This window comes from Ardenticatenales bacterium, assembly GCA_020634515.1.
In the GTDB taxonomy this organism is placed as follows: Bacteria; Chloroflexota; Anaerolineae; order Promineifilales; family Promineifilaceae; genus JAGVTM01.
The window spans coordinates 483,842-508,964 of sequence record JACKBL010000003.1 but is presented as its reverse complement, the minus strand read 5'-3'; the positions used below and the strand labels follow the sequence as shown (position 1 = coordinate 508,964).

At 62.1% G+C, this 25,123-nt stretch carries 16 protein-coding genes; 6 read left to right on the top strand and 10 right to left on the bottom strand.

Annotated elements, in window-relative coordinates; translation table 11 throughout:
- Positions 1-46: 46 nt before the first annotated feature.
- The 7 genes from H6650_10940 to H6650_10910 all read right to left on the bottom strand — a co-directional run bounded on the left by H6650_10940 (position 47) and on the right by H6650_10910 (position 13,677).
- On the bottom strand, positions 47-1,840 hold the full coding sequence (locus tag H6650_10940; GenBank protein MCB8952518.1) for a hypothetical protein: 1,794 nt from the start codon (positions 1,838-1,840) through the stop codon (positions 47-49).
- 138 nt (positions 1,841-1,978) lie between these two features.
- Positions 1,979-3,442, bottom strand: a complete 1,464-nt coding sequence (locus H6650_10935) for a hypothetical protein (GenBank protein MCB8952517.1) — start codon at positions 3,440-3,442, stop codon at positions 1,979-1,981.
- Positions 3,442-4,272: a hypothetical protein gene (locus H6650_10930; GenBank protein ID MCB8952516.1), complete on the bottom strand. Its 831-nt coding sequence runs from the start codon at positions 4,270-4,272 to the stop codon at positions 3,442-3,444. Before H6650_10930 ends, H6650_10935 begins: the two co-directional genes overlap by 1 nt.
- A gap of 64 nt (positions 4,273-4,336) precedes the next feature.
- Positions 4,337-9,961, bottom strand: a complete 5,625-nt coding sequence (locus tag H6650_10925; protein MCB8952515.1) for an EVE domain-containing protein — start codon at positions 9,959-9,961, stop codon at positions 4,337-4,339.
- Between the two features lie 172 nt (positions 9,962-10,133).
- On the bottom strand, positions 10,134-11,393 hold the full coding sequence (gene pepT, locus H6650_10920) for a peptidase T (GenBank protein ID MCB8952514.1): 1,260 nt from the start codon (positions 11,391-11,393) through the stop codon (positions 10,134-10,136).
- A gap of 73 nt (positions 11,394-11,466) precedes the next feature.
- On the bottom strand, positions 11,467-12,501 hold the full coding sequence (locus H6650_10915) for a polyprenyl synthetase family protein (GenBank protein ID MCB8952513.1): 1,035 nt from the start codon (positions 12,499-12,501) through the stop codon (positions 11,467-11,469).
- A 120-nt stretch (positions 12,502-12,621) separates the two neighbouring features.
- Positions 12,622-13,677 carry a type 2 isopentenyl-diphosphate Delta-isomerase gene (locus H6650_10910; protein ID MCB8952512.1) on the bottom strand — a complete coding sequence of 352 codons (1,056 nt, stop codon included), beginning with the start codon at positions 13,675-13,677 and terminating at the stop codon, positions 12,622-12,624.
- A 477-nt stretch (positions 13,678-14,154) separates the two neighbouring features.
- Here H6650_10910 and H6650_10905 point away from each other — a divergent pair, with 477 nt between their 5' ends.
- From H6650_10905 to H6650_10885, 5 genes are all read left to right on the top strand, one after another.
- A complete protein-coding gene (locus H6650_10905; GenBank protein MCB8952511.1) occupies positions 14,155-15,096 on the top strand; it encodes an SDR family oxidoreductase in 942 nt (313 codons plus the stop codon).
- A 17-nt stretch (positions 15,097-15,113) separates the two neighbouring features.
- The gene (locus H6650_10900) at positions 15,114-16,625 is read left to right on the top strand and encodes an O-antigen ligase family protein (GenBank protein MCB8952510.1); all 1,512 of its coding nucleotides are present in this window, start codon (positions 15,114-15,116) and stop codon (positions 16,623-16,625) included.
- On the top strand, positions 16,622-17,182 hold the full coding sequence (locus H6650_10895) for a GtrA family protein (protein ID MCB8952509.1): 561 nt from the start codon (positions 16,622-16,624) through the stop codon (positions 17,180-17,182). The genes H6650_10900 and H6650_10895 overlap by 4 nt, the downstream gene beginning before the upstream one ends.
- Before the next feature lie 78 nt (positions 17,183-17,260).
- Positions 17,261-17,680, top strand: coding sequence for a four helix bundle protein (locus H6650_10890; protein MCB8952508.1), 420 nt, complete (start codon positions 17,261-17,263; stop codon positions 17,678-17,680).
- 23 nt (positions 17,681-17,703) lie between these two features.
- The gene (locus tag H6650_10885; GenBank protein MCB8952507.1) at positions 17,704-18,900 is read left to right on the top strand and encodes a glycosyltransferase family 4 protein; all 1,197 of its coding nucleotides are present in this window, start codon (positions 17,704-17,706) and stop codon (positions 18,898-18,900) included.
- A gap of 461 nt (positions 18,901-19,361) precedes the next feature.
- Here H6650_10885 and H6650_10880 read toward each other — a convergent pair whose 3' ends face one another.
- Entirely contained in the window at positions 19,362-20,258 is an 897-nt protein-coding gene (locus H6650_10880) for a sulfotransferase (GenBank protein ID MCB8952506.1), read from the bottom strand.
- An 83-nt stretch (positions 20,259-20,341) separates the two neighbouring features.
- Between H6650_10880 and H6650_10875 the strand changes: the two genes are divergently transcribed.
- The gene (locus H6650_10875) at positions 20,342-21,514 is read left to right on the top strand and encodes a hypothetical protein (protein MCB8952505.1); all 1,173 of its coding nucleotides are present in this window, start codon (positions 20,342-20,344) and stop codon (positions 21,512-21,514) included.
- A gap of 87 nt (positions 21,515-21,601) precedes the next feature.
- On the opposite strand, the gene H6650_10870 is transcribed toward H6650_10875, so the two are convergent.
- Entirely contained in the window at positions 21,602-23,473 is a 1,872-nt protein-coding gene (locus tag H6650_10870) for a bifunctional homocysteine S-methyltransferase/methylenetetrahydrofolate reductase (GenBank protein ID MCB8952504.1), read from the bottom strand.
- A 20-nt stretch (positions 23,474-23,493) separates the two neighbouring features.
- A complete protein-coding gene (locus H6650_10865; protein ID MCB8952503.1) occupies positions 23,494-24,582 on the bottom strand; it encodes an LCP family protein in 1,089 nt (362 codons plus the stop codon).
- Positions 24,583-25,123: the final 541 nt, after the last annotated feature.

The window sequence follows — 25,123 nt, the reverse complement described above, 5'->3', positions numbered from 1 at the left end:
GAGTTAACTCGCCCCTCGCCCCTCGCCCCTCGCCCCTCGCCACTCGCTACTCGCCCCCCGCCTCTTTCTTGTTGTAGATGCTGCTGAGGTTGATGGTTTGCGCGCCGATGAGGTTCGTGCCTACGCCCCAGAGCAGAATGGTGATGTAGTCCTCGCGGTTGGCCCCGAAGGTGGGGGCGTTGGCGTAGAGGGTGATGTAGCCGACGAGGAGGGTAAAGAGGAAAACGGCCAGCATCAGGCCGAGGCGGCCCCATTGCAACCCCAGCGCCACGCGGCGCAGCGCGGACTCGCGCCGGTTGAGTGACATGGCCAGCTCCGCCACGGGCGTAGCAGGCCCAACGCCGACCCCATGCGCCTCCTCAATGAAGCCCTCATCGCTGATCCGCGTCGCGGCCTGGGCCTCGCTGATGATTTGCTGGATTTCGGCGAGGCTGGCGGCGTTGTTGACTTTGCCGGCAATTTCCGCCGCGGTGGATGCCGGCAATCCGGCCATCTCCGTCACCATCTTTTGCGCCGTTTCCAGGTTGCCCTTCACCTCACCGAGCGACGCGCGCGCGCTGCCCAGCGACAACAACTCGCCTATCCGCGCATCCGACTCAATGGCATCGAGGACTGCCAGTAGCTTGCGTTCATACGTTTCCATCCCCTTCAGCTGATCCACGCCCTCCCGCACAGGGACCAACTCCTGCCGCAAAAACTGCACACTGGCGTCCATCGCCGCGTCAATGTCCGTCTGCACCTGCTTCACCAGCGTTTCCAGGTCGCCGGCAGGCGCTCCCGCCAGCAATTTGTCCTGCGCCTTCCGCAGCTTGTCGCCGATGGCGGCTTGCTGGTCTTGCTGGAGGTGATCGTGCGCCGCCAGTTGCGCCTCCAGTCTCTCCATATCCTTGAGCAGCTTATAGCGCGCCTGGCCGCCGTTGTTCCACCAGTTGATGGCCAGGCCGAGGATGGGGCCGATGAGCAGCAGAAGAATGGGCAGCAGGGGACCATCTTTCACCTTGATGGTGAGCGGAATCTGGATGGCGGTGTCCTGGTTGCGCACGGTGATGTGCAGGATGCCGTTGTATTCGTCTGCCGGCAAATTGCGCCCCGCCACCACCACTTCCACTGTCTTCGCTTCCTGGCTTTGCAGTAGCAGCGGCAGCGCCGTGGTCACGCTCACGGCGTCTTGCGGCAGCGTCTCCCCTTTGGTTCCGCGCATGGTGAGGACCGTGGCGCTTTGCACGGTGGCTTCCCCTTTTCCACTTTGCAGCAGGGTGAGGGTGACGTTGCTCAGGGGCGGGTCATCCGTGACGACGTTGGGGCGGCCAAAGGGGGTGCTGAGGATGCCGGGATTGACGGAGAGGGTGAGGCTTTTGGAGTTGATGCCGGCATCTACATTTGGCGTCAGCTCCAGCGTCACGTCCAGCGGCAGCGTCAACGGCTGGTCCGCCGGGCGCTCATCATATAGCAGTTCGATCTCCCCTTGAAAATGCCCCTCTTTCGTTCCATTGATGGAGACCGTAAAACTTTGCGGCTGGCTCAACGAGTCCACCTGCGCCGGATTGAGGGTGACGGCGCTGCTGACCAGCACGGTTCCCGTTGTCGTGTCCACCAGGTCATTAATCACGAACGAAAGATTCGTGACGGTGGTATCTTGCACAATCAAGGTGAAGGTGCGCTGGCCTGGTTCGTTGACTGTGCCGGCATACGTCAACGCCGTCTCGCTCAACCGAACAATGCCCGCCGGTTCCGCCTGACTGGTGTCCTCCGCGGGCGTGTCCGGTCCTTGCGCGTAGGCCACGCGCGCGCCCAGGCCGATGAGTAAACTAACTAACAAGAATCGCCAAACTTTCGACATTTTGACATCCTCCTTAATTTCAGAGACGGAGAACACAAACGCCTCGCAGACTTTTGTACTCCGTTCGTGGCTCAAATCTTCCCGGAAGCTCGATTCACAACCCAAGTCATTTAGTGCCCAAATAGCTTTCGGGAAGGTCTACGCGCCGCTGGCGGCCATCCGCGCGGGGCGCAGCCGCGCCGCCGGGTCGCCGCAGATGACAAAGGCGCGCGCGTCGTTGGCCGCCGTCCACAGGCGCACAACGTCTTTCTCCTTTGGCTGCAACTTCTCAAATTTCTCCAAAAATCCCCCTTTGTTCGTCAATTCCGCCAGCAAATCCAAAAACGTGCGCTTAAACGTCTGCGTAGCGCAGCCGATAGGCTTGCCCACGAGCATCAGTTGCAGCGAATCCTCAAACGAACCGGTCCAGTACCCCACGCCCGGCCAACCGTAAGAGTAGCTCCAGGTGCGCTCCACGTGCCCCACGAAGGCCAGCGCCCCTTGCGCCAGCAACCGCTGCGGCAGCGCGGACATGAAGGGGGCGGGGGCGATTTGCCGCGGTACGCGGTTATAGAACTGGGCGAAATCTTCGATTCGCGGCGTGCCGGCACTGTAGCAGGCATACGAGAACATAATCAAACCGTTCAGGTCCAGGTCCGGGGAGACATCCTGCCCGCGCACGTACATGGATGCCGGCACTTCACCACCCGTCCATGCCTTGCTCCCCGGCCACTCCGCGCACAACAGCCCGCCCTGGTCGCTCGCCTGCCGTTGATGCCCGCTGTCAAAACCGATGCCGTGCGAGGTGGAAAAGATCATCGCGGGCTGGTCCGTGCCGCGCCCCAGCAGGTCGAGAAGCGCGGCGCGGGTAGCCGCCGCGTCCGTGATGGGTTCTGCTCGATATGCCTGGGGCAGCTTTTTGAGCAGGCGCAACTCGTTATTCTCTAATTTTTGCAGCAACGGTTTCGCCAGATGCGTCACCGTCTGGTCAATCAAGGGATCGTTCTCGTGCGTGGGCGCGAAAACGGCCACGCGCCGCTGCCGGTCAATGGCCGTTGCCTCCTCATAAGCAATCAGGCCGTCCACATAGCGGCGGAAGGCGGCCACGTCATACCCATTTGGCCCTTGCGGATTGCCGAAAAAGAGCCGCCCCACCGCGTGTTCGCGCAGCTCATATTGAAAGGTGAAGGAAATTTCCGTGGGCGCGGCGACGATGAGCAGGTAGTAAGGAAGGATTTCGGGGTCAATGAGGCCGGGCGGATGCTTATGGCGCAGATGGAAATCAAAAACGGACTCTCCGGGGACGTAAATGAACGGTTCCCACGCGCTCTGGCGGTGCGCCAGCAGGTCGGCGATGATGGCGCGCACCGACGTGGGGGTGTTTGGATGGTAGATGACGCCCCAGCCGACGTCGGCGACGTCGGTTTCGTCAAAGCCGGCGCGCACGCCGAGGACGTTTTCGTTGAACGCTTGCTGCAAATTGGAGAGCAGCGTGCGCTCCTGTTCGGGAACGCCCTTGTCTTTCTTGCTGATCGCCTCCGCCAGGTCCAGGGCGTTGGCGGGGGGCGTGAGCGGTTGCCCCGTGCCGCCATTGACGCCGTTGAAGTTCAGTTCAAAATCCATCAGGTTCCTCCCTCTGGGGTTGAGCGCAGCAGCGATGCGCTGAGTGCTATCCAACCATCTTCCCATGGGCCGGTTTGTGCCGGCAAACACACCACCCGCGTCCCCACTTCCTGCAACGCCTCCCAGGAGGGTTGCAGCACCAGCGCCCGATACCGCCGGTACAGCCGCGCCGCGTGCGCGTACTCCTCAAAACGCACCGTTTGCGCCTTCAGCAAATGCTGCTCCGTGACGTAATCGGGCGTGCTGATTTCCGCCAGGCGCACGTTGCGCCACAAGACGTTCAGGCTGGTTTCGATCTGCCCCAACGGTTCGGCGGTGGCGCGCAGCGGCTGATTCGGTCCCATCTGGTAGAAGAAGCCGCGGCGAATGCTCTCCGGGACCAGGCGCAGGCAGTCGTTGATCTGCGTCATCAGGTATTTCAGAAGTTGGTTTTCCGGTGTGTCGAATCGTTGATGGACTTGCCGGCATACATACCGGTTCGGATTAAAGCCATCGTTGTGGCGCGCCTTGTACGTGGCCGGCCACAGAATGCGCCCGCGCACCTGCCCTTCGTAGAGGACGGCCTGTTGCTCCGTGCTGCGCGTGAGCTGTTGCAGCAGGCGGCTGAGGGTGTGCGTGACGAAGGCGACAGTACTCTGATTGCCATTGTTGTCCAGGTCGAGCAGGAAGTAGGTTGCCAGGAGGACGGGGTCCAGCGCAATCGCGGGCGCAGTCGGGGCTTCCACGCGCGCCAGGTGGTAAATCAGCCGCCCCATCACGGCAGGGAAGCCTTGCGCGTCTACTCGCGGGCGGGGGGCAAAACCAATGGGCGGGGCAAGAGGAGCAAACATCACTCTCTATGGTTCATGAGGGAGGGCAAGTTCGTAGAAATTCGTGTCATTCGTGTCAAAAACGCTAATGCGCCTTGCTCCAGTCGCGGATGTGCGGGTAAAGTAGTTGAATGCGGGTCAGGATTTGTTCGCGGTGGGATGCCAGGGGGGGGGCGCTAAACTGGATATCGCGCAAGTGGTGGTGGATGGCGAGGATGCTCTCGTAGTCGAGCGCATCCAACTGCGGCACAACGTAGAGCAGGAACGATTCCGCCATCAGCCTGCGGGCCAGGTTGTCGTTAATGGGCGGAGGCGCGGGCGGCTCCGCCGCGAGGACGGGCGGGGCCTGGTTTTTCATTTCCTCGCGATAACGATCACCTAAATACTCAATCATGTCTTTGATGATGGCCGGCCCCAGAGCGCGTCGCTTCATGAGTGGGTTTTCGCTGTTTGCAGCCAGTAGGATAGGTGTCTTTTTCTCGCGGTCCAGGAGGACGCGGAAGGCCTGTTGCACGACGCTCATGGCTTCCCAGGCGGGTTCGTCGTCGTCCGCGCTCTTTTTGGCTGCCAGCGTTAACTGCTGCTTGCCCAGCCATTTGTCCACGAGCCAGTTGTACGTTTCTGGGGCGGGCAGGTCCAGGTCAATGAAGGCGAAGCGGCGCATGAAGGCCAGGGACATGGCGAAGAGGGAGGATTTGTCGTAGACGTTCATCGTGCCGATGATGCGCCAGTTGGGGTGGATGATGTAGCTGTAGGGGGTTCGGTCCGGGGGATACCAGGATTCGCCGCCGGATGCCGGCAAAACCCGAATCTCCTCCTTCCCCACCCGATAAGGCAGCGTCACCGCCTGCCCGGAAAGAACCGTGAACAACTCGCCAAACGCCTTGTCAATCTCGGCGCGGTTGATCTCGTCAATGATCAGCCAGTTCGCGGTGCGGATTGCCTCCAGGAAGATGCCCAGGCGGAATTGCAGCGTTTGCTGCTGCGTGGGCACGTAGCCGCCTACGGTGTCGAAGGTGGTCCAGTCGGCGGTGGCGGTGGCAAGGACGCCGCCGGGGGTGAAGTTCTGTTTGTCCTGTTCGTCCTGTTTGTCCTGTTCGTCCTGTTTGTCCTGCTTGTCCTGTTTGTTTTTGGCGGCAAAGGCGCAGATGTCTTGCGCCAGGGAGGTTTTGCCTGTGCCTGGGGGACCGGTGAGGATGATGTGTTTGCCGGCATTCAACGCCGAAGCAATCTGCGCGAAAATTTCCGACGGCAATTCAATCCCGCTGTTCTCCTTCACATGTTTTTGTAGCGCCGACCCGCTCATCCGCACCGGGCGCGCCAGCGTCCGATCCAGCCCCGCCTGATCCTGCGTTGGCGGCCCCGCTTCCGGCGACACGGGCGCATCCAGGCGGTTGGCGAGCAACCCTTGCAGCGCCCCCACGAGGCTGGTCGCGTCCACCGTGCTGGCGCTGCCCAACTGCGCCAGCGGGCGGCGGTCCAACTGCGCCAGCGGCGGGCGGAACGTGTCCTTTTCCTGCCGCTTCACCGCGAACAGCTTGCCATCTTGCTGCCCCATGATCAGCACGGGAATGCCCCAGGTCCAGCTATCCGGCTGCGCCGTGTACAGGTCGTGGCGCGTGGCCGCCATGGCCATGTCCACCCGCCCGCTGCGCGCCAGGTCGCCATAGAACCGCTGCGTGAACACCTGCGCCGCGTCAATAGGTATGTTTTTCTGCATGGCGATGACAGCGGGGACGTTTGCGCCCACCAGCCGCGACGCCAGTGAGCGATACACCTGGCCTGTCTCCAGGAACGCCCCTTCCGCCGCCGCCGCTTCTGGCCCCGTAGCCGCGCTGAGGCAGGTTGCCAGCACAATCAGGCGCAAATCCTCGCTGCTCGTCACCCCGTTCACAAAATCTTGCGCCGAAATGAGTTCAAATTCGCGCGCCCTGTTTTCCAGGACGACAAAAAATTCATCCCCCAGGTAGATGCCGTGGGCGATCAGGTGCAGCGCGTGAATGTTGCGCGCGCCCGGTGCGTGGCTCTTTTGCAGCCGTTCCTTGATGGCGTCCAGGTCAAAACGCTCGTCGGCGGCGCTGTGCATCACCTCGTAGCTCATCCATCCCTTTTCCACCAGCGGGGCCATCGCCCGCCGAATCACGTCCAGTTCCTTGTCCACCAGCAGCGGTTGCAGCTTGCTGATGGGGCCGCGCCCCTCGCTGAGGTTGGCGGGGTTGGCGATGACGAAGAGGGCATTGACGGGCTGCGCTTCCAGCGGCGGGATCGCCTCGCGCCCCCCTTGCAGGCGGTAATAGGGAGAGAATTCGCGCACGGCCAGGGGTTTCTCTTCCCCCTCTTCCGCCAGAAATTCCCACTTGTAAGGATACGCCTCGGAATCCGCGTCCACACGCAGTTGCCAGCGCATCTTTCCTTTGGTGCGGTCGCGGGCGATGATGTAGCCTGCTGCTGTGTCGCGTCCCTGAAAATCTGGCGCGGCGTCGCTGTTGATCAAACCCTTGAACAGCAACCGCCCGTACCGCATCGGCGCCAACAACATCTCTTGCCGCAGTTCGTTGTGCGACAGGAGGTTGCGGCTGCGGAATTCCGTTTTATTGTTCAACGTCAGGCTGATGGTTCTGTCGTTCACGTCCACGATGATGCGCCCTTCGTCCGGGGGCGGTTCGGGCAGCTTTTGCCAGCCAATGACCACGGGGGTAATCACTTGCGTTCGTGTTTCCGTTCGCGTGCCGTTGGCAACCTCTTGCGGTGGGAGTTCCTGTAGCTCTTCCCCCTCCTGTTCCTCTTTTGCCGGCACTGACGGCGTTGGCTTTGTTCCTTCTTCCGTGGAATGCGTCGGCGCGCTTATTGGCGCGGCCTCCGTGACCTGAATCTCCGCGAACAGCAAGGGGCCGAACGGTTCCTCCTTTTCGTTGTGTAATCTCCAGGTGCTGCGCCGTTTCCCTGGCGTTTCTGGCGCAATCATGGGTATGTCCAGAACGGTCTCCGCGCCGGGAGGGACGGTTTCGGGCACGGTGACGATATCCGGCGCGCCCATGCGGTCGTCGCTGACGCAAGCAAGTTGATAGCGATCATCCCAGGTGGTGTTGCCGCTGTTGCGCACGCGCCACGCTTTGCTGAAGGTTGCGCCTGGGGCAACTTCCGTCCCCTCTTCCGTGTCCACGTCTTCCAGGAAAATGGCGTCGTCCACCGGTTCCGGGGGAATCACCTCAATGTCCATGAAAAAGGAGTCGCTGAATAACTGGCCCTGTTCATTCCGCAGCCGCCAGGTGCTACGCCGCTTGCCCGGCTCCGTCGGCGCAGTCAGGGAAACGGAGAGAATGGTGTCCGCTCCCGGAGCCACTTCTTCATCCAGCGACGCCGCATCGGGGCCGTCCAGGTGGTCACCGCCAATAAACACGAGTTGATACTGCTTGTTCCAGGTTGTGTTGCCGGCATTGTGGACGCGCCACTGTTTCTCGAAGCGGGACCCAGTGGCAACCTCCGACCCAGGGGGAAAGGATTCGTCTGACACAAACATGGCATTGTCGCGCGGTTTGGCCTGCACAGTGACGGACATTTGATATGGGTCTGAGGTGACGGCTTCCGTGCCCGTGTGCAGCGTGTAGGTCCAGGCTAATGTTTGCGGGCCGGCGGCGGTGGGGCGGAGGATGGGCGCGAGTTCGACTATTTGGCCGGGGGGGATGTCTGCCGGCATTGTCGCCGGACGTATTCGTAATTCAATCGAGGCGCTTTCCAGCCTCAAGTCGCCTGCGGTTCCCTTCTCCCAGGTCACGTTGCCGCGATTGCGCACCGTCACGCGGGCGGGCGTCTCTCGCCCTGCCATCAGATCGGTGGGCAGCGCCACGTCGGTGATGATGGGATGGTATTCGAGGGGGGTGTGGGATGCCGGCAAATCCGCCGCATTCAGGTCTGGATTGTGGTAGCGAATCAGCTCACGAATCACGGACCACTCAAACGGCGTCACGGCGGCGAAGCCAATCTGGTTCACGCGCACCTTTTCCGTTTCCGGCACGGCGTCGCGCAGCATTTCCAGCGTAATCGGCTTGTCCAGCAGCCGATCCGGGGCGATATTCACCGCCTGAGCTGCTTCATGATCATAAGGCTGCCCCACAATGTGCCCCAGCCCCACAATCGCTCGCTCGTCGCTGGCGGAAGCGTAAGCCAGCACCACGTCCCCGTCGCCCGCCTCGCGCAGGCGGCTCTGGTTTAAGGAACCGGTTGCCCCCGTCCAGTTAATGGGCGTGCTGTCGTAGCTGGCCGAGGCGAACGCTTGCCGCCAATCAAAACGATCCGCACTCGCCACGACCAACCATACCTGCTTCTCTCGCTGTTCCGCCCGCTTTCTGGCGTCCTCCAGCGCCGATTCCTGGCGGGCGACCTCGCTCTCGAAGGCGCGCCACGCTTCCGCGCCTACCAGGGGCAGTTGCTCTAGCTTGCCTTGCATGCCGGTTACTGCTTGCACAAAAGGCGCGCGTTGGTCGGCGGGGAGCGCGTACAAACGTTGATTCAGTTCGTTGATGCGCCCCTGCAAGTCTTCATACTGGTGCAATACGGCTTCCAACTGCTCCAGGTCCCGCCGCCAGGCTTCGGCGGTATCCGTTGTGGCCGGACGGCCTGCCAGGTCTCGCTGCGCGGCGCTCAGTCGCTGTCTGAATTCGGATTCCGCGCCCAGGGCGGCGATCTGCTCAATCAGCTTTTGCTGGAACCCATAAGCGGAGAGCCATGCGTCCCGGTGTTCGTCCCAATTGTCCCAGACATCTTCGGCCGTTTTGAGCGTGGCCGCGGCCATCTCCAGTTGGTTGTCGTCAATAGATCCTTTTGTCAGGCTTACATTTTCGGTGATGCTATTTTGGAAGCGCCGTGGCAGGCGTTCGTCTTTCTCGACCCGTGTCTCCAGGTCGCGGATACGTGACAGGAGCGCATCCCGCTGCTGCTGGGCATCCATTTCTGCTTGCAGGGCATGGACGCGCTCATCCTGGGGAGCCAGCCTGCTGGCCCGCGCCAACACCTCGCGGGCTTCATCCTTTCCGCCTTGCCGGAAGATGGTGGCTGCAAGCGTGACATTGGCGAATACATTTTGGGGATCTCTCTCCAGCGCTTTCTGAAGATAATCTGTTGCCTCCTCATAACGTCCCTCGCGGTAGGCCAGATCGCCGAGTCTCCCGAGCGCGGTTACGATGGCTTCTTGATCTCCTATTGATTCGAAAATGTCCAAAGCTCTTTCGAGAGACTCTTTGGAGTCTCGTTCTTCCAGAAGTTGATACGCCTGGCGGCGGCTGGCGTCGCCAACATCAGCCGCGTATTTCGTGGTTGATGCGCTGCTCGGTGGCGCGTAGGTTTGTGGGCCGATGCTTTGCGCGGAATAGGCCTCGTCAGGGGGATTGAGGCGATCGATGAGGTCGGCCAGTTGGCCGGCGCAGCTATCTTTGGGGTTGGCGCGGTCGCGTAGGACTTGCAGGAACAGGAGGAGGGCGTTTTCACCGCTGTTGTTCTGGCGTGGCAGCAGGTAGCTGATGAGGGCGTCTACGCGGGCGCTGGCGTTGCCCGCTTCGGGCACGTTGTCGCGCCAGGGGGACAGGCGGCTGTCTACAAAGACGGCGCGCAGCTTGGGGTCGTCGTCAAAGGGGCCGCAGTTGCGCAAGACGCGGCGCAGCGAGGCCAGCGTCGCGGGATCGAGATCGGTTCGGTTGCTGTTGTATGGTGTCACGTTCCCTCCTGGTGAGCGGTTTACATAAACACTTTACACGATTTAGAGGGGCAAGTCAACGGGGCGGAGGGAGGGGGGGGAGAGAGATTGGACCAATTTTGTAGACATTAATAGGATTTAACCAGAGCAAATTGGTCCAATCTGGGCAGATGACCTGTATAGTCACTCTTTTTTAAGGTTCAGGTCCAGGACTTCCAGCCCAGAGTTGGACGAGGTTGAGGCAGACCTGGGTGGCGCGGGCCATGTCTTGCAGGCTGACGTATTCGAGGGGGCCGTGGATGTTGTGCATGCCGGTGAAGAGGTTGGGGGTGGGCAGGCCGCGTTCGGTGAGGCGGGAGCCGTCGGTGCCGCCGCGAATGGGGCGGATGATAGGGGAGATGCCCGCCTGCTCAATAGCCGCCACCGCCAGTTCCACGGGTTTCATATTATCTTCCAGCCAGTAGCGCATGTTGCGGTACTGTGGGGTGATCTGGCAGTCAATGCCGGCACGTGGTTCCGCAACCCGCAGCCGATCACACACTTCCCGCAGCCGCGCGCCATGCGCCGCCAACCCTTCCCGCTCGAAATCGCGCAAAATAAAGTGAATTTCCGCCTGCGCCGTGCTACCGCTTAACTTATACGGATGGATAAAGCCTTCCTTCTCACTGGTGGTGGCCGGCGTGAGCGTGTCCTGGGGCAGCGCCAGCAAGAGTTGAGCGGCCAGCGTGAGGGCGTTGACCATCTTCCCTTTGGCGTCGCCGGGATGGATGGAAACGCCTGTGATGGTGACGACCGCTTTATCGGCGGAGAAGGTTTCGTAGGTGATCTCGCCCGCTTCGCCGCCGTCCAGCGTGTAGGCCACGTCGGCGGCCAGGTCCTCCAGGCGCAGCCCTTCCGTGCCCCGCCCCACTTCTTCGTCCGGCGTGAAGCAGACGCGCACGTCGCCATGGGGGATTTCCGGGTGCGCCAGAAGATTCGCGGCCAGGGTCATGATGATGGCCACGCCCGCCTTGTCATCCGCGCCGAGCAGGGTTGTGCCGCTAGCCGTCACCAGGTCCTCCCCGATTTGCCCGGAGAGGAAGCGGCTGTTTTCCGGCGTGAGTACCTGGGCGGGGTCGTCGGGGAGGGTGATGGGACCGCCCTGGTAGTTGCGGTGGACAATGGGCTTGACGCCGCTGCCGCTGAAGTCGGTGGCGGTGTCCACATGGGCGAGGAAGGCGACGGCGGGGGCGTGGGGTTGGTTGCCGGGGATGGTGGCGAGGACGCAGGCGTAATCGGTGAGGCGCACGTCGCTGGCCCCCATCTGGCGCAGTTCGTCCGCCAGCAGGCGCAGCAGGTCAAGCTGGCTGGCGGTGCTGGGGGTGGTCTGGTTGGCCTCGTCGCTTTGGGTGTCTATCTGGACGTAGCGGAGGAAACGGTCTTCGAGTTCGAGTAGGTAATTTTGCCAGGTCATGTCTATCCTCAAGATCACAGATTGCTGATGGCGGCACTTCTGACCACTGACAACTATCCACTGATCACTCTTTCTAGCTGATGCGGCCGAGGAGTTGGTGGGTGAGGTGGATGAGGGGTTGGCTGGTGTGGTGAATGCCGGCAACTTCCCCCAAATAACCCAGCGCCAAATCCGTATACGCCCGCTCCTGGGTTTCCGCGTATGGTCGCGCTTCGGCCTCATCCAGCAGCGCAATCGCCCGCGGCACAAAATCCGCCGGCGCGGGGTCGGCGGCGTAAAGCTGGCGCAGCGCCTCGCTGCGCTCCAGGCCATAGAGAACGGGCAGGCTCTTCTTGCGCGTGACGATGTCCGTCGCCGCCGACTTGCCGATCACGGCTTCTTCGCCCCAGATGCCCAGAATATCGTCGCGCACCTGGAACGCCAGCCCCAGGTTGAGCGCGAAGGCGGCGAAATGGGCTATCGTCTGGGCGTCTTTGCCGGCGACCAGCGCCCCCAATTCGGCGCTGAGGGCGATCAGGACCGCCGTTTTGCCGCGAATCATCTCCAGGTATTCGTCCACGCTGACGTTGGCGCGTGTCTCAAAGCGCATGTCCGCGTACTGGCCGCGCGTGAGGTCCATGCACGTTTCATCCAGGCGGCGCAGGGCGCGCACGACGGCGGCGGCGGGCACGTTGTTGTCCAACAGGCGCGCCAGAGCCAGGTGCGCGGCGGCAAACATGGCGTCGCCGCTGTTGATGGCCTGCGGCACGCCCCACAACGTCCAGAGGGTAGGACGCCCGCGCCGCGTGGGACTGTCGTCCTGAATATCGTCGTGAATCAGGGTGAAATTGTGCAGGATTTCGATGGCGGCGGCGGCGGGGACGGCCTGCTCCCAGTCGCCGCCGGCGGCGTGGCAGCAGAGGAGGCAAAGGAGGGGGCGGATGCGTTTGCCGCTGTGGACGCGCACGGGGCGCAGGTCGGCGTCTACCCACCCCATGTGATAGTGCATCATACCTTGAAACAGGTCGGGTGGGGCGTCGCCGGCTTCCAACACGCTGCGCATTTCGGTTTCCACGGCGGCGATCATTGTTTTGGAAAGAGTGGTAAACGTGTCTGTCGTTGGCTGCATGTTCCCAAAAACCTTTGTTGGCTAACGGCGCATCCGAGAACACCTTGCGGAATCGTTGGATGCGCTTGATGTGACGTTCTAACCCGCAGAAGGGCAAGTTGCTTTCGGCGGTCACTAAAATCAGGAGAAGGTGGGGTGGAGGGGTGTCTGGCCGAGTTGGTGGAGGTCGGCGGCCCCGGCGCAAAACATGGCGATGCGTAGTTCTTGCGTGATGGTGTCGGCCAGTTCGACGACGGCGTCCGCCCCACCGGAGACGGCGGCGCGGAGGAAGTCGCCGGCGATGCCGCCCAGGTTGGCGCCGAGGGCGATGCACTTGGCGATGTCGATGCCCGTTTTCAGGCCGCCGCTGGCGAAGATGGGGAGGTTGGGCGCGCCTTGCCGGCAAAAACGTACGGCGTCGGCGGTGGGAATGCCCCAATCAATGAAGTTGCCGGCAATGCGCGCATGGCGACTTGTGGGGGCGCGGTACATTTCTACCTGGCTCCAGCTTGTGCCACCCGCGCCGGCGACGTCGATGGCGGCGATGCCGGCATCGGCCAGGCGGCGGGCGGTGGCGGCATCGAAGCCCCACCCCACTTCTTTGGCGATGACGGGTACGGGAAAATGCCGGCACAACGCCTCCACCTTACCCAACAAACCCCGAAAATCCCCATCCCCTTCCGGCTGCACCGCCTCCTGCAGCGCATTGAAATGCAAAATCAGCGCATCCGCCTGGGCCATCTCCACCGCCCGTTGCATCTGCGCCGGTCCATACCCATAATTAAGCTGCACCGCGCCCACGTTAGCGAACAACAGAATATCCGGGGCCACGTCCCGCACCTGGAACGTGTACGCCAGATTGTCGTTTTCAATCGCCGCGCGCATGGAGCCTAGCCCCATGGCCATGCCCACCTGCTGCGCCGCCATCGCCAGGGCGCGGTTGATCTGGTACGCTTCCTCGGTTCCCCCCGTCATGGAAGAAATAAAGACAGGCGTGGACAGCCGCTTCCCCCAAAGAACGCTCGACGTGTCAATCTCCGCCAGGTTGTATTCAGGCAGCGCCTGATGCAAAAACGTCACCTTCTCCAGTCCTGTACTCAGGGCTTTGAAGGCGACATCTTCCTCGACGTTGATGCGGATGTGGTCTGCTTTGCGCTGCTCAACCTGGCTGGCGCCAGGGCCATCCTCATGGATCATGGAGATTCTCCCGCGGAAACAGTGATTGGTTGAAGGACGAGTTACGAGTTACGAATGACGAGTTACAAATGACGAAGGACAAAAGATTGCCCTGCGCCAGCGGCAGGCAGGGAAGCTTGTCGCAAGGTGCAAACGTATCTCTACAGGAAAAGTATACCTTGCCCAGGATGGTTTTGCGAACACGACCGCGAATTGCCCTTGCCCCCGCCGGGCGGCAATTTCCGCAAATGCTGATGGGTATTTGCCGGATTCCGTGTAATATAGGGGGAGATGCCAGCGCCGGGTAAACGTGGTCATATCACGGGTTTTTGCCGGCGGCTTGGGTGTTACAATGAATGAAAAGGACGGTTGTCCGCGCGAGCCTGTCGAAATTGCCGGAGATGCCAGATGGCGATCCCCACGAGGCGATGGAGCGTCGTGGTAACGGGCTATGATCCACTGATTACCGTTCACCGACCACTTCTTTGAGGAGGAAATATGCGTGTACTGATCACGGGGGGCGCGGGTTTTCTTGGTTCCCATTTATGCGAAAGATTCCTGGCGGAAGGCCACACGGTCGTTGCCATGGACAATCTGATCACGGGTAGCACCGATAACATCGCCCATTTGATCTCCCACGAACGTTTCAGCTTTATCAAGCACAACGTCAGCAACTACATCTACCTTGATGGTCCGGTGGATGCGGTGTTGCACTTTGCCTCGCCGGCCAGCCCCAATGACTACCTGGAGCATCCCATCCACACCCTAAAGGTTGGCTCGTTGGGCACGCTGAACACGATTGGTCTGGCCAAGGCGAAGGGTGCGCGCTACCTGCTGGCTTCCACCAGCGAAGTGTATGGCGACCCGCAGGTCAATCCCCAGCCCGAAACCTACTGGGGACACGTCAATCCCATTGGTCCGCGTGGCGTCTATGACGAGGCCAAACGATTTGCCGAGGCGATGACGATGGCTTACCAGCGGTATCACGGCGTGGAGACGCGCATAGTGCGCATCTTCAACACGTATGGGCCACGGATGCGTTTGAATGATGGGCGGGTTGTGCCCAATTTCATCAAGCAGGCGCTGTTGGGCGAGCCGCTGACGGTGTACATGGGTGGCAAGCAGACGCGCTCCTTCCAGTATTGTAGCGATCTGGTAGAGGGCATCTATCGGCTGCTGCTGTCGGATGAGCGTTTGCCCGTGAACATTGGCAATCCGAACGAGATGACGATTTTGGACTTTGCGCATGAGGTGGTGCGAATTGCCGGCAGCAAATCCGAGATTCATTTCGTGGAACCAACCGACGAGCGCATCACCGACGACCCCAAAGTGCGTCGCCCGGACATCAGCAAAGCGCGTGCCGTGTTGGGCTGGGAACCGAAAGTTGGCCTGGAAGAAGGGCTGCGCAAGACCCTGGATTACTTCCGCGGCCGCGTCTAAAGGTAGCCTGTTACCCTATGTTAGATGTGCGCGTGAACGCCAGGCGGCAGCGTATCGGGCTGCTTGCCTGGCCTCCCTATCATGTGGGGTGGGGGGCCGCGCTGGCGGCGTTGGGCCTGGGGTTGGCGGTGGCGCTGCTGCCGTTGTGGGCCGCCGTCGTGCTGGTGGTTGCCGCGGTGGCTCTGCTGCTGACGTTGATCGATCCGCTGGTCGGATTGGGGCTGGCGCTGCTGGCGGGGCCTTTTGGCGCGTTTGAGAATCGGGTGTGGGGCAACCAACTCCTGGACAGCGGCCAACTGCTTTTTTTTGTGGTGGTGGCTGTGTGGCTGAGCAAAGGGGTGTTGCGGCGGGCGATCAAGCTGCCGCTGTCGTGGCCCCATTTGCCGCTGGCCCTGTTCGCCGGCGTGGCGACTATCTCGCTGTTGGATGCGCCGTCGTTGGTTTTGGGGTTTCGGGAGTTGATTAAGTGGGTGGAGATAGGCTTGTTGATGGTTATGGTGGTGGATTTGCCGGAGGTGTCGCCGTTGTTGCGGCGAATGCCGGCATCCTGGACCCCGCGACTATTTGTCGGTATCCTGCTGCTGGCGGGGATGAGCCAGGCCCTGGGCGGCATCTGGCAGGCCGTCATTCGCGGCAGCGGTCCCGACTTCTTCCACGTCTCCGGGCGTTTCTACCGCCCCTATGGGACGTTTGACCAGCCGAACCCGTTTGGCGGCTTCGTGGGCATGAATGCCTGCCTGGCCTGGGGGACGCTGGTCGGCCTCGTCGTGGCGCATTGGCGCGCCCGTTCCTGGGGGACATGGACAGACCGGGGGTGGCTGCTGTTTCTGGGCGTGGCGGCGGGGACGACGACGGCGGCGCTGGTGCTTTCCTGGAGTCGGGGGGCGTGGTTGGGCTTTGTTGCCGGCATCGCAACCCTGCTTTTTTTCTGGCCACGGCGGCGGGTGTGGGGCGCGGCGGTGCTGGTTGGGGGGCTGGCGCTATTTGTGCTGGCGCTGGCCGCCGGATGGATTCCGGCGTCAATTACGGCGCGCCTCACCGGGTTTACGGCGGAGTTTAGTCTGGGCGACGTGCGCGGCGTGGATATTACGCAGGCGGACTATGCTGTGTTAGAGCGGCTGGCTCATTGGCAGTCGGCGCTGGAGATGGCCCGCGACCATCTGTGGCTGGGGGTGGGCTTTGGCAATTATGAAGCGGCTTACGCGGATTATGCCTTCCTCAACTGGCCCGCGGCGCTGGGACACGCGCACAATTACTATCTAAACCTGCTGGCGGAAACAGGCGTGGTCGGTATAATCGCCTACTTTGTGTTCTGGCTGGTGGTGGTCGGGCAGGGCGTTTGGCTGCTGCGACGATTACCATCGGCGGAGCGGGGCATGGCGCTGGGGTTGCTGGCGGTGTGCGCGGCTCTGGCGGTGCATCATCTGGTTGACAAGCTGTACGTGAATAACATTTATGTTCATTTGGGCGTGATGTTGGGGTTGCAGCAGCTTTTGGCGCGAAATGGTCTGGCGCGGAGTGAGTTATGAGTGCGTTTTTTCATGCGATTGTGGGCAGAACGGGGCTGAATCCGGTTGAGGCGAAGCGGTTTGTGAAGTTCACGGTGGTGGGGGCGGTGGGGGCCGTGGTGGATTTCGGCTCGTTTAATCTGTTGGTGAGTGTTTTTCAGCATACGGGGTGGGTGACGGGACGGATTATGCCGGCATTTGCCGGCACTCTCTCCTTCATCCTGGCCATCATCAGCAACTTCATCTGGAACCGCTACTGGACCTACCCTGACTCGCGCAGCAAGCCTCTTGTACGCCAGTTCCTGCAATTCTTCTTCGTCAACGCCCTCGCCCTTCTCATCCGCGTGCCCATCCTCACCTACACCTCCCAGCCCTTTGCCCACCTGACCGCCTGGCTCGTTCCATCGTTCAGCGAAGCCGTCACCCTGCGCCTGGGCAAAAACCTGGCCCTGGCGTTGGCCGTCGGCCTGGCCATGTTCTGGAACTTTTTCGTCAATCGCTACTGGACGTACAGCGACGTGGACAAGGGGAGGGGTGAGTGGCGAGGGGTGAGTGGCGAGGGGCGAGTGAGCGAGTGAGCGGGGGGCGAGGTTGGTTGCGATAGGCTCAAACGGGGCCGCCTCGAGTTGTTGAGATGATATGTGTGAGGGTTGAAGATGAGGGAAAGGCCACGCAGTTTTGATGCCTGGCGTGAGACGGTACATCCTTCGCTGTTGCATGATCCTTTGTGGCAGTTTCATGTTTATCCGAAAGCGCTTTTCTTGTACGATCTTGCCTGGGGAGATTGCGAATATCTACTGAAGGATGTGAGGGGAGCGACCATTGCGAAGCAGTTGATCCGCAGTGTCGGGTCCATCAGTGCCAATATCGAAGAGGGATATGGTCGTGGCTTTGGCAAGGATTATGCATTTCGTTTGCGCATAGCGGTGGCGGAAGCTCGTGAATCTCGCGGGTGGTATTGGCGAGGGCATCTGCTTTTGCCCGCCCAGGTGTTGACGCATCGACTTGATTTGCTGAATGAAATCATCTCTATGCTCGTTCCCAATGTTGTAAGTCAACGTAAACATGGTGAGTGAAAGGCAAGGGCAAAGGGTGCGTGGTGAGTAAACTCGCAAACTCGCAAACTCGCAAACTCGCAGACTCTCCGCGAATCGGGATTGACGTGACGGCGGCGGTGACGCAGGGGGGAGGGATTGGGCGGTATACGCGGGAGTTGGTGTGGGCGCTGGCGGAGGCGGATAAGACGACGGCGTATCATTTGTTTCATGCGAAAATGCCGGCATCTCCCCCCGTCCCCAATCCGCTTCCCACCGCCGCCAACATGCGCCGCCACCCGGCTCCCCTCAGCGACCGCTGGCTCTACCGCCTCTGGCATCGCCTGCGCGTCCCCCTCCCCGTCAACTGGTTCACCGGTCCCATTGATCTCTACCACTCCCCCGATTTCGTCCTGCCCCCCGTGCGCGGCGGCGTGCCCACCCTCCTCACTGTCCATGACCTCTCCTTCATCCACTACCCGCAAACCTTCACGCCTGCGTTGGTTGCTTATTTGAACCGGGTTGTGCCGGCATCCGTTGCCCGCGCCACCCACATCCTCGCCGACTCCCAGGCCACCCGTGCCGACCTCATTGACCTGTGGCAGGTTCCCGAAACCAAAATCACCGTCCTCTACAGCGGCGTCAGCGAGAAATTCCGCCCGGTCACGGAAAAGCGGCGACTGGCCGCCGTGCGTGACCGCTACGGGTTGGGCGAATCCCCCTACCTGTTGAGCGTAGGCACGCTGCAGCCGCGCAAAAACTACCAGATGCTCGTGCGCGCCTTCAAAGGCGTGGCCGCGCAGTGGCCGCACAACCTGTACATCGCCGGCGGCAAGGGGTGGCTCTACGAGGAAATGATGGCCGAAGTCGCCGCGCAGGGCTTGCGGGAGCGCGTCAAATTCCTCGGCTTCGTCGATGACGCGGACCTCCCCACCCTCTACAGCGCCGCCACACTTTTTCTCTTCCCCAGCCTCTACGAGGGGTTCGGGCTGCCCCTGCTGGAAGCGATGGCCTGCGGCGTGCCCGTGGTCAGCGCCGCGACGTCCAGCCTGGTGGAAGTGGCCGGGCAGGCCGCCTGGCTGCTGCCGCCGCGTGACGAGCGCGCCTGGCAGGACACCATGCACCGCCTGCTGCTGGACACGCCCCGCCGCACCAAAATGGTGGCCGAAGGCTTCCGCCAGGCGCACCGCTTCACCTGGCGCGAAACCGCGCGGCAACTGCTGACCATCTACCGGCGACTGTTGAAGAGGTATGAGGTATGAGGTATGAGGTATGAGGTATGAGGTATGAGGTATGAGGTATGAGGGGGAGTTGGTTCGTGGATTTGTTGCTCGCTAAGCTGCCCTCGCAAACTTGCCACGCGCCACGCGCCACTTGCAAACTTGCCCCCGCAAACTCGCCACTCGCCACTCACAAACTCGCCACTCACAAACTCGCCCCTCGCCCCTCGCCACCTGCAAACTTGCGCCTCGCCCCTCGCCCCTCGCCACCTGCAAACTTGCGCCTCGCCCCTCGCAAACTTGCCCCTCGCCCCTCGCCACCCGCAAACTTGCCCCTCGCCCCTCGCCACCCGCAAACTTGCTCCTCGCCCCTCGCCACCTGCAAACTTGCCCCTCGCCCCTCGCCACCCGCAAACTTGCCCCTCGCCCCTCGCCACCTGCAAACTTGCGCCTCGCCCCTCGCCACTTGCCAGTTGCAAACTCGCCACTCGCAAACCGGCCCCTCACCCTAGCCAGGCGGAAAGGTCGCGTTGGAGGAGGTCTTGCAGGTGGAGGATGTCGTCGCGGAAGGTCGCGGTGAGGTTGGCGCGGAGTTGGGGAGGGAGCGGGGGGCGGCGCAGCGGCCAGGCGTTCAGTAAGCGGCGATAGCGGTGACGCAGTCCGGGGGGGATTCGTTGCCGCGCGCGTTTCCAGCGGGCGGCGGCCAGCAGCCGGTATAACGGCTCGCCACGCGGCACGCCGCCGACGTTGGTGCGGTGCGGCAGCGCGGGCGTGAAGGAGTCCTCTACCCCCAGAAAGGCGAAAATCCGCCGCGCCGTGGCGGTCGGGTCTGCCTGGAAGTCGTCATAGAGGCAGACGTGCAGCCGCGCCCGCTCGAAGTGCGCCAGATACCGCCGCAACTGCGCCGCATAGGCCCCCATCTGGCGATAATGCCACAACGGCTCCCAGCCCTGGGCAATGCGCTCCGGTTCGGCGCGCAGGGCGGCGGCGAAATCCAGCGTCTCCCGCCCGTCGCGCAGGAGGTGCAGGTAGGCGGCGTAGGCGCGGTCCGCCGGGTGGCGCAAGATGGCGATGAGGCGCGCATCGGGCAGGGCGTGGGCGATGCGCGCGGCGGCATATGGGTGGTAGAGGTAGGCGGTGGAGGCTTCGCCGATGGCGGTGGCTGTGCCGGCATTTGCGAACAACCGCGCATAATCCGCCCATCTCGTGACCACATACGGGCTGAGGGCAGCCCAGTCCCCCGGTCCGCGCACATCCAGCGACTGCTCCATCCAGGCAAAATAACTCGGCTCCTTATTGCCGGCAAAATACACATCAGGATGCTGATCCAGGGTGGCAAAAAGAGCCGTCGTGCCGGCTTTGGCCGCGCCGATGAGGAGGAAGTTGGGCAGGGGCGTCATGGCGCGATTATATCCGCTGTGTATCTTGAGACGAGACCCAGTACAATAGAGGTATGCAGCAAGGAAGAAAGGGAAACGAGCGTATGATGGACCGGGTGAATGGGGCGCGACGGGTGTCCTGGAAACGGGCGTTGGCCCTGTTCTTGGCGCTGCGATTGTTTCTCACCCTCTGGGGCGGTGTCGTGACGACGCTTGTGCCCCTTCCGGCCACGCCGGACGAGGAGCTGCGCCCCTATCTCGGCGCGGAGATTCTCCGCGAGGGGGCGGCGGGGTTGTTGTTGGGGCCGTGGCAGCGCTTTGACACCAACCGGTACGTGCGGATTGCGCGCCAGGGGTATGCCGCCGTCGAGGATTCCGTCTTTCCGCCGCTCTATCCGCTGCTGATTCGCGCCGGGGCCTGGCTGATTCCCGCCGCGCCCACGACGGCGGCCATGATGGCGGCGATGGTGGTGAGCAATCTGGCCTGTTTGGGGGCGTTTTATCTGTTTCATCGCCAGGCGACGCGGAAAATCGGCGAAAGCGGCGCGAATCGGGCGCTGGTGTACCTGGGATTGTTTCCGACGGGCTTTTTTCTGTTTGCCGGGTACACGGAGCCGCTGTTTTTGCTGTTGGCGTTGGCGAGTTTGGTGGCGGCGGAGAGGGGAGAGGGGGTGAATGCCGGCATTTTCGCCCTCCTCGCCACCGTGACCCGCACCACCGGCGTCCTGCTCATCCTCCCCCTGGCCTATGCCGCCTGGACCGCCCGCCCCCGCCGCTGGTCCTCCCTGTTGTCGGCCACCCTGCCCGCCTGGGGTTTCCTCGGCTTCCTCCTCTATCGTCATGGAGTGGGGCTACCGCCCATCGGCCAGGTCTATGCCCGGTTCTGGCATCAGACCACCAGCCTGCCCGGCGCCGACCTGATCACGGCGGCCCGCATCCTGCTCACGGGTCGGGGCGTGCGCGCGGGCGAGTTCACGCTGCTGCTGGACTTTGGCGTCGTCTTCTTGCTGCTGGCGACGATCGGGGTCACGTTTCGCCGCTTCGGTCCCCTCTATGGCCTCTACGCGGCGGCCATGCTCCTGTTCATGCTGCTGCCCCGCTCCGACCTGAAGCCGTTGTACTCTTTCATGCGCTATGCGTTGGCCTTCTTTCCGCTGTTCTGGTGGTGGGGTGTGGCGGGCCAAAACCCGTGGCGTCACCGCCTCATTCTCTATCTCTCGTTGCTGCTCTGGTTCTATTTCAGTGGGCAGTTCTTTATCTGGGGGTGGGTGGCGTAGGGAGTGGGCGCGTGGCGAGTTTGCGGCGCCGGTTGGTATTATTGGGGCAGTCCTTGACGCCAGCGCGTGTCCCTAACCCTCATCCCTTCACAAAACGTCTAACACGTCGGCAACGAGGTCGTAGCGGCCAAATGCCGGCATCAAATAAACCCCCTGCGTAAATTCGCGCATCTCTAACAGGAGTTCCTGGGCGATTTTCACCCCTTCCTGCTGTGGATCGACGGTCTGGCGCATCCGTTCCCGGTAAATGTCCGGGATGTGGATGCCGGGCACTTCGTTGTGTAGGAATTCGGCGTTATTGCTGTTGAAGAGGGGGTTAATGCCGGCAATCACCGGAATCAAATCCCCATACGTCTCCGCATATTGCCGCAAAAACGCACGCGCTGCCGGCACGTCAAACACTGGCTGCGACAGGGCAAAATCCGCTCCGCTGCGAATCTTCTTCCGCAGCAGGCGCATCTCCCGTTGCGGGTCTCCGGGATTCAGGCTGATAGCGCAGCCGACAACAAAGCCCGTCGGCTGGTCAATAGACTGCCCCGCCTTATCCACGCCCTGATTAAGCTGCATCTTGATCAACTCAATCAAGCCCGTGGGCACAATGTCATAATTGTCCATCGCTTCCGGGTAATCCCCGATCCGCGTCGGGTCGCCCATCACCACAAACAGGTTGCGTACCCCCAGCGCGTGCGCCGCCAGCAAGTCCCCCTGCACGCGCAGCAGGTTGCGCCCGCGCGTGGGGAAGTGCAAGATCGCTTCCATGCCCACCTGCTGCTGCACCAGGTACGCCGCCGCCCAGGCGCTCATGCGCATCCGCGCCAGCGGGCTGTCCGCCACGTCGATGAAGTGCGCGCCCGCTTCTTTGAGCATATGCGCGCCGGCCAGCAAACGCTCCGTAGTCAGGCCGCGCGGTGGACTCATTTCCACGGTGACGACGAACCGGCCTGCCTCCAACATTTCCGCCAACGCCGTGGGGCGTTCTGCCGGCACTTTTCCCCCCTCACTCCCCTCTACCGACACCCGCGGCAGCTCCCGCGCACTGGCTCCAGGCGTATCCAGCGCCGCCCGCATCGCCCGAATATGCGCCTCCGTCGTGCCGCAGCAGCCGCCCACCAGACGCGCCCCCGCCTTCACAAACGCGCGCGCATACTCGCCGAAGTACGCCGGCGTCGCCGGATAAAGCACCCGTCCGCCCTCCGTCTGTTGCGGCCAGCCCGCGTTCGGAGAAACCGCCAGCACCGCCTCCGGAACCGCCGCACGCATGGCCACCAGCAAGCGCAACACCTGCGCCGGGCCGCTGCTACAGTTAACGCCCACGGCATCCACGTCCAGCGCCATCAACTTCTGCGCCACGTCCGCCGGCCGGTTCCCCAGCAGTGTGCGGTCATCCCGCGTGAACGTCATCTGCGCCACGATGGGCAGGTCGGGCGCGATGGCGCGCGCCGCGCGCACCGCCGCCTCCACCTCCTTCACATCGGACATCGTTTCAATCAGTAGCAGGTCAATGCCCGCCGCGCCGGGCAGCCCTTCAGGTGGGGCCACCAGCGCCGCAAGCTGTTCGCCAAAAGCCGCTTCCGCCTGCTCGCGCTTCACCCGACCCAGCGGGGCCAGGCGCACCCCCAATGGTCCCACGGACCCGGCCAGCAGCACGGGCTTGAACGCGCCCATGATGACGCGCCGCGCCAGAGCCACGGCGGCCTTGTTGATGGCTTCTACCTCGTCCTCCAGTCCGTATTCGCTCAGTTTGTAACGATTCGCGCCAAAGCTGTTCGTCTCGATCATGTCCGCGCCGGCGTCAATGTACAGGCGGTGAATTTCCGCCACCAGCGCCGGATTGTCCCGGCTGAGGGCGTCGAAACATTGCCCGATGTGCGCGCCCCGCGCGTGCAGCATCGTGCCCATCGCCCCATCCAGAAGCAGTGGCCCCTGGTTCAATCGTTCCCGGAATGCTTCTCGATTCATACGATTTCCTCTTCCCATGCCTATTGATCGAAAAACAGTGACTGGATCAGCGCTGCCGCCTTGTCGTTGACCAACACCAGCACGCTCGCGCCCGCTTCCGTGGTGTAGCTGATCACATAATCGTAGTCCAACACGTCGCTCCTGATATTCTCCGCCGGAATGTCGCTGGCCGTCTTCGCCAGGCGCAAAATCTGGTCCAGGCTCAGGTCGGTCCGCACCCCTTCGCCCACTTGTTGGAACAGGAAAGGAACCTGCCGCAGTAGATCGCCTACGCCCATGTTTAGCATGTGGTCGCGCACGGCCAGGACAACCTGCTGCTGCCGCTGTGCCCGCCCGAAGTCGTTGTCTACGTGGCGCGTGCGCGCATATTTTAACGCCAGCGCCCCGTCCATATGCTGCCAACCGGCGGGGATATACAGCGGATCGTAGCCGTAATACATGTCCGGGTAGGTTGGATCGTAAATGTCAAAGGGCACGTTGACGTCAATGCCGCCCAGCGCGTCCACCGTTTGCACCACGGCGTTGAAGTCTACGAGAATGTAGTGGTCAATGGGGATGCCCAGGTTGTAGGTGATGGTTTGCATGGAGAGCGCCGCGCCGCCGGCCGGGTTGTTGCCGCGCGCGCCGTAGACGAAGGCGGTGTTGATGCGATCCCGGCCATAGCCGGGGATGACGACGTAGAGGTCGCGGGGGACGGAGAGGATGGATGCCTGGTTGGTGGCGGGGTTGAAGGAGAGGAGCATCATGGTGTCCGTGCGGGAGATGAAGGGGTCGCCCGGACGACGGTCAATGCCCATCAAGAGGACGGTGATACGCTGCGATCCTTGCCACGGCTCTTGCGTGGGCAGGGGGGTGGGCGTTGGCTCGTCAGGTGGTAGGGAAGGGACAAACGGCGGTCCCTCCTGCCCCAACGGGCTCAAGTCAATGCCGGCTACTTCTTCCGCCGCCGCCGCTACCGGATTGAAGGGGCGATGCAAGAAGGCGTCGGCGGTGAGGAAGACGAAGATAGAGACGCTGATGCCGGAGGCGACAAAAGCGATGGTCAAAATGGCGCTGAGCCACGCGGGTAAAATGACCCGCCTTACTTTGCGAGGGGAGAAGTCAGACACACACTCTCCTTGTAGGGCGAGTTTCCAAACTCGCCTGAAAAAAGTTAACGGTTGACTCACCCGCGCCGCCCAGGAACCGGGTTTGGGGGGTGTTGTCGTTGGCGGTGGATGCCGGCATGACGAGCATTCTCATCGTACGGTTATTCCGGCGCGACGCGCTTTCCCAGCGTGTCTTCCAGGTAAGGTTCTGGCGTCTGGCGAAATCCGCATAAAGTGATCGGAGTCGAGGCTTTAGCCGGATAAAACCCCATACGTGGGGCGGCTGAAGCCTCCAAGCCTATAACGCCAGTGTCCCGTAAGGATTATAGCCAGCCTGCGTCAATAAAGCAGATGTACGCCCACCGCTTGTACTACGAGTGAGCGGCGTCGCCACCACCTATTTTTGTTAAAAAGCTAAGAAAAATAGCAAAAACCTTTGACTTTCGGTGGAATTGGCGTTAGATTACGATGCGGATGCGACACACTTTCTCCGTGTGCCGCGCTTAAAATGGTATGTGCAAGTGCTGCCGTTTGGGTGGCTATTCGTTGTTTTCGGGTAACC